The organism is Pantoea sp. ME81, assembly GCF_903970985.1.
GTDB lineage: Bacteria > Pseudomonadota > Gammaproteobacteria > Enterobacterales > Enterobacteriaceae > Pantoea > Pantoea communis.
The window spans coordinates 15,589-28,325 of sequence record NZ_CAJCKS010000023.1; the positions used below are offsets into that span (position 1 = coordinate 15,589).

A 12,737-nucleotide genomic window follows, 5' to 3' on the forward strand; every position below is an offset into this window, starting at 1 on the left:
CCCGTTTTATTTTAGGCTTTAATCGTGTGACTTCTCTTTTAACGGGAAGCGACGACGCACCAGCACAAAGAACAGCGGCACGAAGAAAATCGCTAATATCGTCGCGGAGATCATGCCGCCCATGACGCCCGTTCCGACCGCATGCTGGCTGCCGGAACCCGCCCCGCTGCTGATCGCCATCGGCAGCACGCCGAAGATAAAGGCCAGCGACGTCATCAGAATCGGGCGCAGACGCTGACGTGAAGCCTCCAGCGTCGCCTCCATCAGCTCACGTCCTTTGCTGTTGATCTCATTGGCGAATTCCACGATCAGTATGGCGTTCTTCGCCGACAAGCCAATCACGGTGAGCAAGCCAACCTGGAAGTACACGTCGTTCTCGAGTCCGCGCATCCAGGTTGCCACCAGCGCACCCACCACGCCAAGTGGCACCACCAGCATCACGGAGAACGGAATCGACCAACTCTCATACAGCGCGGCCAGACACAGGAACACCACCAGCAGCGAAATCGCATACAGCGCAGGTGCCTGTGAACCGGAGAGACGTTCCTGATAAGAGGCTCCGGTCCACTGGAAGCCAACGCCTAACGGCAGTTGCCCCACCAGTTTCTCCATCACATCCATCGCGGTGCCGCTACTGACGCCATTGGCGGCCTCGCCGACGATCTCAAGTGAAGAGTAGCCGTTGTAACGTTCCAGACGCGGCGAACCGGTTTCCCAACGGCTGGTGGCGAAGGCGGAGAAGGGCACCATAGTGCCGCTACTGTTGCGAACGTACCATTTGTTGATATCGCCTGGCAGCATGCGGAATTCCGCTGCGGCCTGCACATACACTTTCTTCACGCGGCCGCGATCGAGGAAGTCATTCACATAGGTTGAGCCCCATGCGGTGGTCAGCGTGTCATTGATGGTGTCGAGCGAAACGCCCAGCGCCTGCGCTTTGCGCTGATCGACATCAATTTGCAGCTGCGGGCTGTCATCCAGACCGTTGTGACGCACGCGAGAGAGGGCCGGATTGCTGTCGGCCAACTCCAGCAGCTTGTCACGCATTGCCATCAACTGGGTATGACCAATGCCGCCGTGATCCTGCAATTCCATATCAAAACCGGAGGAGCTGCCCATGCCGGTAATCGCCGGTGGGCTGCTGGCGATCACGCGGCCCTCTTTGATTTTATGGAAGGCTTTGGTGGCGCGATCGATGATGGCGAATGAGGTACGATCGCTGCCTGGACGCTCTTCCCAGTTTTTCAGGCGTACAAACAGGCGCGCCACGTTTTGGCCGTTACCACCCGGACCGGCGCCGATGGTTGAGAACACCGACAGCACGTTGTCTTTCTCGGCGGTCATGTAATAGTTTTCAACTTTCGCCACCACGTTGGAGGTCTGCTGCAAGGTCGCGCCCGGCGGCAGCTGCACCTGCGTCAGGAATACGCCCCGGTCTTCCAGCGGCAGGAACGAGGTCGGCAGCTTGATAAACAGAAACGCCATTACGCCGATGATGCCGAGATAGAGCACCAGCCAGCGCCCGCCCTTCATCAAGATACGCGCGACTCCGCGTTCGTAGCGTTCCGCGCTGGCATTAAAGTTGCGGTTAAACCAGCCAAAGAAGCCGCGACGTCCATGATGATGGCCTTGTTCAAGGGGTTTGAGCAGCGTCGAGCACAGGGCTGGCGTTAGAATCATCGCCACCAACACCGACAACACCATCGCCGACACGATGGTGATCGAGAACTGGCGATAGATAGCGCCCACGGTGCCGCCGAAGAAGGCCATCGGTACGAATACCGCCGACAGCACCAGCGCAATGCCCACCAGCGCCCCCTGGATCTGTCCCATCGATTTTCGCGTGGCGGCGCGCGGTGAAAGTCCTTCCTCACTCATGATGCGTTCAACGTTCTCCACCACCACGATGGCGTCATCCACCAGCAGGCCGATGGCGAGCACCATGGCGAACATGGTGAGCGTGTTGATACTGAATCCGCAGGCATACAGCACCGCGAAGGTGCCGAGCAGCACCACCGGTACGGCAATGGTCGGAATCAGCGTGGCGCGGAAGTTCTGCAGGAACAGATACATCACCAGGAACACCAGCAGAATCGCTTCCAGCAGCGTTTTCACCACGTCGGTGATCGAGGCTTTCACAAACGGCGTAGTTTCGTAGGCGATTTTGGCTTCCAGCCCGTGCGGGAAGTAGTGCGACAACTCTTCCACACGTGCACGCACCAGCTTATCGGTGTTCATTTCGTTGGCGCCGGACGCCAGCTTAATACCGAGACCGGACGCCGCCTGACCGTTGTAGCGGCTGAGGAAGTCGTATTTTTCCGCCCCCATCGCCACGTCAGCCACATCGCCCAGCGTCACCACCGAGCCGTCACTGTTGGTTTTCAGCGTGATGGCTTTGAACTGCTCTGGGGTTTGCAGCATCGACTGCGCATTGACGGTGGCATTGAGCGCTTGTTTATCCACCGATGGCAAGCCGCCAACCTGGCCGACCGCCACCTGGGTGTTCTGCGATTCAATCGCCGTCACCACGTCATCGGTGGTCAGCGCATAGGCAATCAGCTTGTTAGGATCGAGCCAGATACGCATCGCGTATTGCGAACCATAGGCGTCAACCTGACCCACACCATCGATGCGGCTCAGCGGATCCTGAATGTTACTGGCGACATAATCTGAAATATCCTGTTTGTCCATACTTCCGTCGGTAGAGACAAACGCAATCATCAGGATATTGCTGTCACCGGTTTTATTCACCGTGACGCCCTGAGATTGAACGGCGGCGGGTAATTTACGCAGTGCGGATTGTAGCTGGTTTTGTACCTGCTGGCGGGCTTCATCAGGATTGGTGCCAGCGGTAAAGGTGAGGGTGATTTGCGCCTGCCCCGTGTTACTGCTGTTTGAGGACATATACATCAGGTTATCGATACCGGTCATGTTCTGTTCGATAACCTGGGTAACGGTGTTCTCCAGCGTTTCCGCAGAGGCACCGGGATAATTGGCAGTAATACGCACGTTAGGCGGTGCGAGATCGGGATACTGCTCAATGGGCAGGGAGATGATCGCTAGTGTGCCGCAAAGACAAAGCAAAATAGCCAAAACCCAGGCAAAAATGGGGCGGTCGATAAAAAAATTCGACATGGAACCGACACTCCTCAGCTGCGTATTTTTTACTTTTATTATGTAAAACGTGAAGCGCAGTCGGCTTCACGTCGGCGGAGTGCAAGGTGCTATCCCGAAAACTCCTGCTGCTGCCTACTGTACGCGGCGCAAATTAGAGAATCGTGGATAAATTATGGAGAAAGTGTAAATGTCGTGCTGGTTTTCTGTGCGCTGCTACACATTGCGGCTCTCGAGCCAGAGCACTGTGGCGGCGACGCGTGAACGAACGTCCAGTTTACGCAGCAGATTGCGGATGTGCACTTTTACCGTTTCTTCGGAAATATGCAAGGTGGCGGCAATCTCTTTATTGGATAACCCGCGCGCCACTTCCTGCAACACATCCAGTTCACGCTCGGTGAGTTGTTTGAAAGGATTGGCGCTCGGTTGGCGCGTTGCCAGATATTCTGCCACCACTTCACTAAACACATTCTCACCCATTGCACCGCGCATGACCTGCGCCAGCAATAATTCCGGCTCACTGTCTTTCAGCAAATAACCATCGGCTCCCGCATCGACCATGGCGTAAATATCATTGCGTGCGTCGGAAACGGTCAGCACCAATATGCGCGAAGCGATCCCTTCATGGCGCAGGGCTTTAAGGGTATCTAAACCCGACATGCCTTTCATGTTCAGATCGAGCAATATCACATCGGGCGAGAGGCGACGTGCTTCAGCCAGCGCTTCTGTACCGTTGTTGGCTTCGGCCACCACTTCCAAACGTGGTTCCAGTGCCAGCAGTTGGCGGATGCCACGACGCATCAGCGGATGATCGTCAACGATCATAATAGTCAGGGAAGAGGGGGCCATAAATTCTCCAGTCAAAGTCCATTCAACATAAGTGTATCGCGTTAAGCCAGCCGGTGTGCCGGTCGCGGTGGGAAACGCAGCGTAACGCGCGTGCCACGCGTCTGCGGAGTAATCAGTAAGCTGCCAGAAAGCCGGGCAGCGCGCTCCGCCATTATCGTCAGACCGTAATGGCCTGGAGGTTCTTCCAGGCTACGGATGCCGCAACCGTCATCTTCAATCGTCAGCAAATGGAATGCGTCTTCATCGCGCTGATAAAAAATATGGATTTGCTGCGCCTGTGCGTGACGAATGGCGTTCAGCAGGGCTTCACGTGCGATCTGCAGCACATGTACCTGCTGTTGCGCATCCAGCGTTTGCAGGCCCGATTGGTAATCGAAGGCGATCGCGGCGTGAGACTGTTCCTGCAATGGGGCGATCATTGCCTGCATCGCCTGCACTAAATCTGCCTGTTCGATAGTCAGACGAAAGGTCGTCAGTAACTCGCGCAGTTGCTGATAGGCCTCGGCCAGGGCGCGATCAAACTCGGCAATAATCGATTGTGCCTGGGGCTGGGTGTGATCGACATTGCGGCGCAACAACGTGAGCTGGATGCGCAGGAAGGAGAGCGACTGCGCCAGCGAATCATGCAGTTCACGCGCGATGGTGGATCGCTCTTCTATTAATAGCATCTGCTGGTACTGTTTTTGCGTCTGCCAAATCCATAACGAACGCGCCAGCATGTTGGCCAGGCTTTGCATCAGTTCATCGGCAGGAGGCGCTCGCCGTGTTTGCCAGCACAGTTCGCCGAGTGACTGATCTTCTTGTTGCAGCGGCAAACGATGCCATTCGAGACCTTCCTCTGCCACGCCGGCCTGAAAATCAATACCGTCGCTGGTGATGCTCAATAGGGTTAACGCCTCACGACGTTGAACCAGCCGCAGCAATCCCTGGAACAATTCCGGATTAAGTGGGCTACTGGTGAGGACCTGCGAGCATTCATAGAGTAATTTCAGTGTGCGGTTGGCTTGCGTCAGATCTTCCGTTTTATTGCGCACCGCCAGCTCAAGCAGGCGATAGTGCGAGTGCAGACGTTCAGCCATGTGAGTAAAAGCTTGTGCCAGTACACCCAATTCGGTGGGCTGAGAGACGGACAACGGTGGAAAGCTGAAATTCGCCTGCTCAACGTATTGGCTGGCAGTAACCAGGGAATCCAGCGGGCGTACCACATTGCGACGGATAAAGCGGATGGTCCACAGCGCCAGTGCCACAATCGCCAGGAAACCAAACAGGCTACTGGCCGCCACCAGATGCATTTTCAGTTCGGCGTAATGTTGCAGTGCCAGCACAAAGCGATCAATCTCACTCACGTAACTGGCAACGCGTTGCTGATAGATCTGCGCGCGCTCGGGCTGCAGCGTCAGCTGTAACTGCGGCCAGCTGTCGCGCAGATAGCGATAGCGACTGGCCACTTCCTTCGGCACCCATGGGCGTTCCAGATGCTGCAGAGCCGGTGAGCTGAGGGTTTGCTGATAGATTTGGATGTGCTGCGTCAACTGCTGCGGATCGCGCGTGGTATCCCAGGCAAGGCGGTAAATTTGCATGCGCAGTGAGCCGGCGACATTCACCGCTTCGGCATCACGCAAACTGCTGGAGAGCGTTAACAGCGCCAGGCCGGTGGTGAGCAGCGACAACAACACAATCGCGCTCAGGGCACGGGCCATGGTGCGGGTAACAGGACGTTTCACTATCACAATAAAACCCTTATAAGAGCGTGGGATTATAAGGCAGCGTCAGGCAGACAGCGAGCCGGAATCGTCACATCAGGTTACTTTTAGCAGAGAAATCCACTTCTCTTTACCTTTCCCTGGATTGCATGTCGTTAGCTGGCGAATTATTGAACGGCTTTACGGCCTGCTGTGCCTGCTTTTCATTACTTCGCTGATAATTTGCAGCGTAATCACTTTTATGAACGGACGACAACAGGAGCAAATGATGAAGACACCGATTGCCATTCTGACTGCTGCACTGCTTGCCACCGCAAGTTTCACGGCCTTCGCCGCGCAACCCTTAAGTGCTGAGCAGGCGGAAAACCTGCAAAGCAGCGGTACCGTTTCCATCAGCGGCGTTCGCGGTTCCATCGATGATGCAACCCGCCAGCTGTCGCAGAAAGCGGAAGATATGGGCGCCAGCCATTACCGCGTCATAGGCGTGCAAAACCCAGGCGATTCCAGCCTGTGGAGCGGCACCGCAGAGATTTACCGTTAATCCCCTCCCGTAGTATTTCCCTGTAGCCACCCCTTTACCGGCCATTCACTGGCCGGTATTTTTTGTGCACCGCGACCGATTCTTACAAATCAACTCGTGCAACCAAACGGTATTTTTTGCTTCGTTCATGCAGAACGGGTAGGATTCATCGCCGTAAATTCCCGGCTCACCGCGCGACATCGTTCCGCCGTATCGGTAGCGGGTTTTACCCCATTTCGCACCGCCGCACGCAAACGATTGGTCAGGCGATGATTGATGGTCAGGACAAACAGGAAAGCTATGAATTCAACTAAAAAAACCGCAGCCGAACAACGCGCTGCGAAAAGACGCTGGCTCAATTCCCACGACAGCGGTTACCACAAAGCAATGGGTAACCGTCAGGTACAAATGATCGCCATTGGCGGTGCCATCGGTACCGGCCTGTTCCTTGGTGCAGGCGCGCGCTTGCAGATGGCTGGTCCTGCTCTGGCACTGGTCTATCTGGTGTGCGGTATCTTCTCCTTCTTTATCCTTCGTGCGTTGGGCGAACTGGTATTACACCGCCCATCAAGCGGCAGCTTTGTTTCTTATGCACGTGAATTCCTCGGGGAAAAAGCGTCATACGTGGCAGGCTGGATGTACTTCGTTAACTGGGCGATGACCGGTATCGTGGATATCACCGCAGTTGCGTTGTATATGCACTACTGGGGCGCGTTTGGTGATGTGCCGCAGTGGGTATTTGCCCTTGGCGCACTGGCGATTGTCGGTACCATGAACATGATCGGCGTGAAGTGGTTCGCCGAAATGGAATTCTGGTTCGCATTGGTGAAAGTGCTGGCGATCGTGGTGTTCCTGATCGTCGGTGTGGTGTTCCTGGGCAGCGGTAAACCGCTGGACGGCAACACCACTGGCTTCCACCTGATCACTGACAACGGCGGTTTCTTCCCGCACGGCTTGCTGCCGGCGCTGGTGTTAGTGCAAGGCGTGGTGTTTGCCTTCGCCTCGATTGAGTTGGTGGGCACGGCGGCCGGGGAGTGTAAAGACCCGAAAACCATGCTGCCTAAAGCCATCAACAGCGTGATCTGGCGTATTGGTCTCTTCTACGTCGGTTCGGTGGTGCTGCTGGTACTGCTGCTGCCGTGGAACGCCTATCAGGCAGGGCAGAGTCCGTTTGTGACCTTCTTCTCCAAACTGGGCGTGCCTTACATTGGTAGCGTGATGAACATCGTGGTGCTGAGCGCAGCGTTGTCGAGCCTCAACTCGGGCTTGTACTCCACCGGTCGTATTCTGCGCTCCATGTCGATGGGCGGTTCTGCGCCTCAGTTCATGTCGAAGATGAGCAAACAGCAGGTGCCGTTCGCCGGTATCCTCGTTACCATCGCGGTGTACGTGGTTGGTGTGGTGCTCAACTACTATGTGCCATCGCAGGTGTTTGAGATCGTACTGAACGTGGCTTCATTGGGCATCATCTCTTCCTGGGGCTTTATCGTGGTGTGCCAGATGCGTCTGCGCAAAGCGATTAAAGAAGGTAAAGCGGAAGACGTCAGTTTCAAGCTGCCGTGGGCACCGTTCACCTCATGGTTGACGCTGCTGTTCCTGGTGAGCGTGCTGGTGTTGATGGCGTTTGATTATCCAAACGGTACCTACACTATTGCGTCCATCCCGCTGATTGCCGTGGTACTGGTGCTGGGCTGGTTCGGTGTGCGCAAACGCGTGCATGCGGAAGCCATGAAAGAGCACGACCATCATCATGACGAACAGGATGATGGGGCAGCTAAGCTGGCGGAAGATAGCTCGCGTTAATCGCAGCCATTCTCATCAACGGGGGCCTTTTGGCCCCCGTTTTCATTTCAATTGTCCTTCCCTTGATCCCACATCGGGATATACACCTTTCGGGTGATATAGCCCTGTAAAAGCTCAGGGTATTTTACGCCTCATCTCAAGCTGGCTAAACGAGGTGAGCGCATGACGCACTCCATTCTCCCTGAAAGCAGTTGGCACGTATGCGGTCTGGTCATCCAGGCGCGATCTCACGCCATCCCGGCGGTAAAGCAGGCATTGCTGTTGCTTTCTGATTGCGAAATCGCCGCTGAAGACAGCGCACGCGGCACGCTGGCCGTGACCCTGGGTGCTGCTGACAGTCGCACCTTGCTGAATAACATCGAAGCCACCCGCAATATCCCGCATGTATTGGCCGTTTCTCTGGTGTATCACCAGCAAGACGAAACGGAATATCGTCACAAGGAAGCATCATGAAAGTCAGTCGTCGAGAATTTATGAAGGCCAATGCGGCCGCAGCGGCGGCCGTGGCCGCAGGACTTACGATTCCCAGCGTCACCAAAGCCGTGACCGCACTGGGCGCCCCGATCCGCTGGGAAAAGGCGCCGTGTCGTTTTTGTGGCACCGGTTGTGGCGTGCTGGTGGGCACGCAAGAGGGACGCGTGGTGGCCTCACAGGGCGATCCGCAGGCGGAAGTGAACCGTGGGTTGAACTGCATCAAAGGTTATTTCTTGCCGAAGATCATGTACGGAAAAGACCGCCTGACGCAGCCGTTGTTGCGCATGACCGATGGCCACTACGACAAAGAAGGCGAGTTTACCCCGGTGAGTTGGGATCAGGCCTTCGACATCATGGAACAGAAGTTCAAAGCGGCGCTAAAAGCCAACGGGCCTGAATCCATCGGCATGTTCGGTTCCGGTCAATGGACGGTATGGGAAGGGTATGCCGCCTCTAAATTGATGAAAGCCGGTTTCCGCACCAACAATCTCGATCCTAACGCGCGCCACTGCATGGCCTCGGCGGTGGTGGGCTTTATGCGTACCTTCGGCATGGATGAACCGATGGGCTGCTACGATGACATCGAAGTGGCCGATGCCTTTGTGCTGTGGGGTTCGAACATGGCCGAGATGCATCCGATTCTCTGGTCACGCCTGACGGCCCGTCGCCTGAGCGATGACAATGTTAAAGTCGCCGTGCTCTCTACCTACCGTCATCGCAGTTTTGAACTGGCTGATAACGGCATGGTGTTTACGCCGCAAAGCGATTTGGCGATTCTTAACTTCATCGCCAACTACATCATTCAGAACAACAAAGTCGATAAAGCCTTCCTGCAGAATCACGTCACGCTGCGTAAAGGCGTCACGGATATTGGTTATGGATTACGCCCGAGCGATCCGCGTCAGGCCTCAGCGAAAAACCCGGATAGCGGCGAATCCACGCCGATCAGCTTCGACGAGTACGCCAAATTCGTTGCCGAATACACGGTAGAGAAAGCCAGTGAGATGAGCGGTGTAGAGCAGGATCAGCTGATTGCGCTGGCCGAACTCTATGCCGACCCAAACATCAACGTGGTCTCCTACTGGACCATGGGCTTTAATCAGCATACGCGCGGCGTGTGGGCCAATAACCTGTGCTACAACATCCATCTGCTGACCGGAAAAATCTCGCGCCCCGGCACCGGTCCCTTCTCGCTCACCGGGCAACCCTCCGCGTGCGGAACCGCACGTGAAGTCGGCACCTTCTCGCATCGTCTGCCCGCAGACATGGTGGTGAATAACGATAAGCACCGTGCGACGGCCGAAAAACTGTGGAAGCTGCCGCAAGGCACCATTCCCGCCAAAATCGGCCTGCATGCGGTCGCTCAGGATCGCGCGCTGAAAGACGGCAAACTGAATGCGTACTGGGTGATGTGTAACAACAACATGCAGGCGGGCCCGAACCTGACGCAGGAGCGCATGCCAGGCTGGCGTGATGCACGCAACTTTATCGTGGTGTCCGATCCTTATCCCACCGTCAGTGCTTTGTGTGCGGACTTGATCCTGCCGACGGCGATGTGGGTGGAGAAAGAGGGCGCTTACGGCAACGCCGAGCGTCGTACCCAGTTCTGGCATCAACAGGTGAAAGCACCGGGTGAGGCCAAATCGGATCTGTGGCAGATGGTGAATTTCGCTAAGCGTTTCCGCGTGGCGGAAGTCTGGCCGGAAGCATTGATTGCCCAACAGCCAGAGCTGCGGGATAAAACCTTGTATGACGTGCTGTACGCCAACGGCCAGGTTAATCAATTCCCGTTGAGCGAAGTGGCCGACGATCGACTGAACGACGAGGCGCGCGATTTTGGCTTCTACATCCAAAAAGGCCTGTTTGAAGAGTATGCCAGCTTTGGTCGCGGACACGGTCACGATCTGGCGCCATTCGATGCCTATCATGAAGCGCGCGGATTGCGCTGGCCGGTGGTGAATGGCAAAGAGACGCGCTGGCGCTACCGCGAAGGCTTTGACAGCTACGTCAAAGCGGGCGAGGGCGTGCGTTTCTATGGCAAGCCAGATGGCAAAGCCACCATTTTTGCCCTGCCGTATGAGCCACCCGCTGAAGCACCGGACGCCGAGTACGATATGTGGTTCTGTACCGGCCGCGTGCTGGAACACTGGCACACCGGCACCATGACGCGTCGCGTGCCGGAGTTGCATCGTGCCGTGCCGCAGGCGCTGCTGTATATCCATCCGCTTGACGCCAAAGATCGCGGTTTCCGCCGTGGCGAGAAGGTCCGCGTGGTGTCACGCCGTGGCGAAACCGTCGCCACGGTCGAAACGCGCGGACGTAATCAACCGCCAAAAGGGCTGGTGTTTATGCCGTTCTTCGATGCCGGCGTGCTGGCCAATAACGTCACGCTGGATGCCACCGATCCGCTATCGAAGCAGACCGATTACAAAAAATGCGCCGTTAAGCTGGTCAAAATTTAAGGCAGGATGCAATGAAACCCTTATTTACTCTTATCACCGTTGCCGCCCTGACGCTGGGCGGCGTGGTTTACGCGGGTCATGGCGTGGATCTCACACAATCTCCGGAAGTCACGGCCACGCAGCAGGGCACGATCCATCAGCCGAAAGAGCAGAGCCGCAAACCGCTGAACTACGTGAATCAGCCGCCGGTGATCCCGCACAGCGTCGATGGCTACCAGGTGACGAAAAACGTCAACCGCTGCCTGCAGTGCCACGGCACGCAAAGTTACCTGACCACCGGCGCACCGCGCGTGAGCCCAACACACTTTACCGATCGTGATGGCCTGGTGAGCAGCACGGTATCGCCGCGCCGCTACTTCTGTTTGCAGTGCCACGTCCCGCAAACCGATGCTAAACCGGTGGTGGAGAACACCTTTAAACCGGCTAACGGCTTTGGGCAGTGAGGTTATCAATGAAACAGAGATTATTACGCATCTGGCGCTGGTGGCGACGCCCCAGCCGCTTAGCACTCGGCACGCTGCTGATTTTGGGTTTTGCCGGTGGGATTATTTTCTGGGGCGGTTTTAATACCGCAATGGAGATGACCAACCGCGAGCAGTTCTGCATTGGCTGCCATGAGATGCGCAACAACGTGTATCAGGAGTATATGCAGACGGTGCACTACAACAACCGCAGCGGTGTGCGTGCAACCTGCCCGGATTGCCATGTGCCGCACGAATGGGGTCCGAAAATGCTGCGCAAATTGCAAGCCAGCAAAGAGGTGTACGCCAAGATCTTCGGCCTGATCGACACACCGCAGAAGTTTGAAGAGACGCGTATCGAGCTGGCACAGAATGAGTGGCGCAGGATGAAGAACAATAATTCGCAGGAGTGCCGAAACTGCCACAACTTCGAGTATATGGATTTCACCGCGCAGAAGACGGTGGCAGCAAAAATGCACAGCAAAGCGGTGGAGGATGGGCAAACCTGTATTGATTGCCACAAAGGAATTGCGCATCACCTGCCGGATATGAGCGAGCAGAAGAACGGTTTTTGATTTTCGCATTGTCATCCATTCGCGCGATAAATCGCGCCGCTACCACTCACTGCACCTTGCCGTAGCGGCGCAATTTATTGCGCGACCGTTTTCGCCCTTCAATGCGCACTGACCGCACGAATTCAGATAGTTTTCCCCGCCGCTAACGCCTATTATCTCAGGCTCCCTCATTAAGCGGTGGAGCGGCCATGTCGTTAAAGATCAACATCATTAAAGATAAGTTACTGTCAGATAATTACTTTATCCTGCGTAACTTCACCTACGAACTGACCCGTAGCAACGGCGAAGTCATCCGCCACAAACGCGAAGTCTATGATCGCGGCAACGGCGCCACCATCCTGCTTTATAACCGCGATAAAAATACCGTGCTGCTGATTCGTCAGTTCCGCATTGCGACTTACGTTAACGGTAATGCCAGCGGTGAATTGATTGAGACCTGCGCGGGACTGCTGGATAACGACACGCCGGAAGATTGCATCCGCAAAGAAGCCATCGAAGAGACCGGTTATGAGGTCGGCAAGGTCGAGAAGCTCTTTGAAGCCTATATGTCACCGGGTGGCGTAACAGAAATCGTCCATTTTTTCGCGGCAGAGTATAGCGATGCAATGCGCGCTAATGCCGGTGGTGGCGTAGAAGATGAAGAGATTACCGTGCTGGAGTTGCCTTTTCCGCAAGCGCTGGCGATGGTGAAAGATGGCCGCATCCTCGACGGTAAAGCGATCATGTTGCTGCAGTATGCGCAGATTGCAGGTTGGTTAAAAGCCTAACCGGTGCAT

Annotated in this window: 10 protein-coding genes; 7 read left to right on the top strand and 3 right to left on the bottom strand. The window is 55.8% G+C overall.

Annotated elements, in window-relative coordinates:
• Positions 1 to 18: 18 nt before the first annotated feature.
• The 3 genes from acrD to narQ all read right to left on the bottom strand — a co-directional run bounded on the left by acrD (position 19) and on the right by narQ (position 5,693).
• On the bottom strand, positions 19 to 3,135 hold the full coding sequence (gene acrD / locus H7A81_RS06530) for a multidrug efflux RND transporter permease AcrD (RefSeq protein ID WP_034825785.1): 3,117 nt from the start codon (positions 3,133 to 3,135) through the stop codon (positions 19 to 21).
• Positions 3,136 to 3,330: 195 nt separating this feature from the next.
• Positions 3,331 to 3,963, bottom strand: a complete 633-nt coding sequence (locus tag H7A81_RS06535) for a response regulator (protein ID WP_058959096.1) — start codon at positions 3,961 to 3,963, stop codon at positions 3,331 to 3,333.
• A 41-nt stretch (positions 3,964 to 4,004) separates the two neighbouring features.
• Positions 4,005 to 5,693 carry a nitrate/nitrite two-component system sensor histidine kinase NarQ gene (gene narQ, locus H7A81_RS06540; protein ID WP_182057044.1) on the bottom strand — a complete coding sequence of 563 codons (1,689 nt, stop codon included), beginning with the start codon at positions 5,691 to 5,693 and terminating at the stop codon, positions 4,005 to 4,007.
• 241 nt (positions 5,694 to 5,934) lie between these two features.
• On the opposite strand from narQ, the gene H7A81_RS06545 reads away from it, so the two are divergent.
• The 7 genes from H7A81_RS06545 (at position 5,935) to nudK (ending at position 12,728) form a co-directional block, all read left to right on the top strand.
• The gene (locus H7A81_RS06545; RefSeq protein ID WP_058959094.1) at positions 5,935 to 6,207 is read left to right on the top strand and encodes a YdgH/BhsA/McbA-like domain containing protein; all 273 of its coding nucleotides are present in this window, start codon (positions 5,935 to 5,937) and stop codon (positions 6,205 to 6,207) included.
• A gap of 279 nt (positions 6,208 to 6,486) precedes the next feature.
• Entirely contained in the window at positions 6,487 to 7,989 is a 1,503-nt protein-coding gene (gene ansP, locus H7A81_RS06550; protein WP_097118576.1) for an L-asparagine permease, read from the top strand.
• A gap of 162 nt (positions 7,990 to 8,151) precedes the next feature.
• The gene (locus H7A81_RS06555) at positions 8,152 to 8,442 is read left to right on the top strand and encodes a chaperone NapD (RefSeq protein WP_182057045.1); all 291 of its coding nucleotides are present in this window, start codon (positions 8,152 to 8,154) and stop codon (positions 8,440 to 8,442) included.
• The gene (gene napA / locus H7A81_RS06560) at positions 8,439 to 10,925 is read left to right on the top strand and encodes a nitrate reductase catalytic subunit NapA (RefSeq protein ID WP_160869383.1); all 2,487 of its coding nucleotides are present in this window, start codon (positions 8,439 to 8,441) and stop codon (positions 10,923 to 10,925) included. The genes H7A81_RS06555 and napA overlap by 4 nt, the downstream gene beginning before the upstream one ends.
• Before the next feature lie 11 nt (positions 10,926 to 10,936).
• Positions 10,937 to 11,368, top strand: a complete 432-nt coding sequence (gene napB, locus H7A81_RS06565; protein ID WP_045814877.1) for a nitrate reductase cytochrome c-type subunit — start codon at positions 10,937 to 10,939, stop codon at positions 11,366 to 11,368.
• Positions 11,369 to 11,376: 8 nt separating this feature from the next.
• Complete coding sequence (napC, locus tag H7A81_RS06570; RefSeq protein WP_034825804.1) at positions 11,377 to 11,961, top strand: cytochrome c-type protein NapC; 585 nt, start codon at positions 11,377 to 11,379, stop codon at positions 11,959 to 11,961.
• A gap of 188 nt (positions 11,962 to 12,149) precedes the next feature.
• Positions 12,150 to 12,728: a GDP-mannose pyrophosphatase NudK gene (gene nudK, locus H7A81_RS06575; protein WP_097118572.1), complete on the top strand. Its 579-nt coding sequence runs from the start codon at positions 12,150 to 12,152 to the stop codon at positions 12,726 to 12,728.
• Positions 12,729 to 12,737 lie beyond the last annotated feature (9 nt).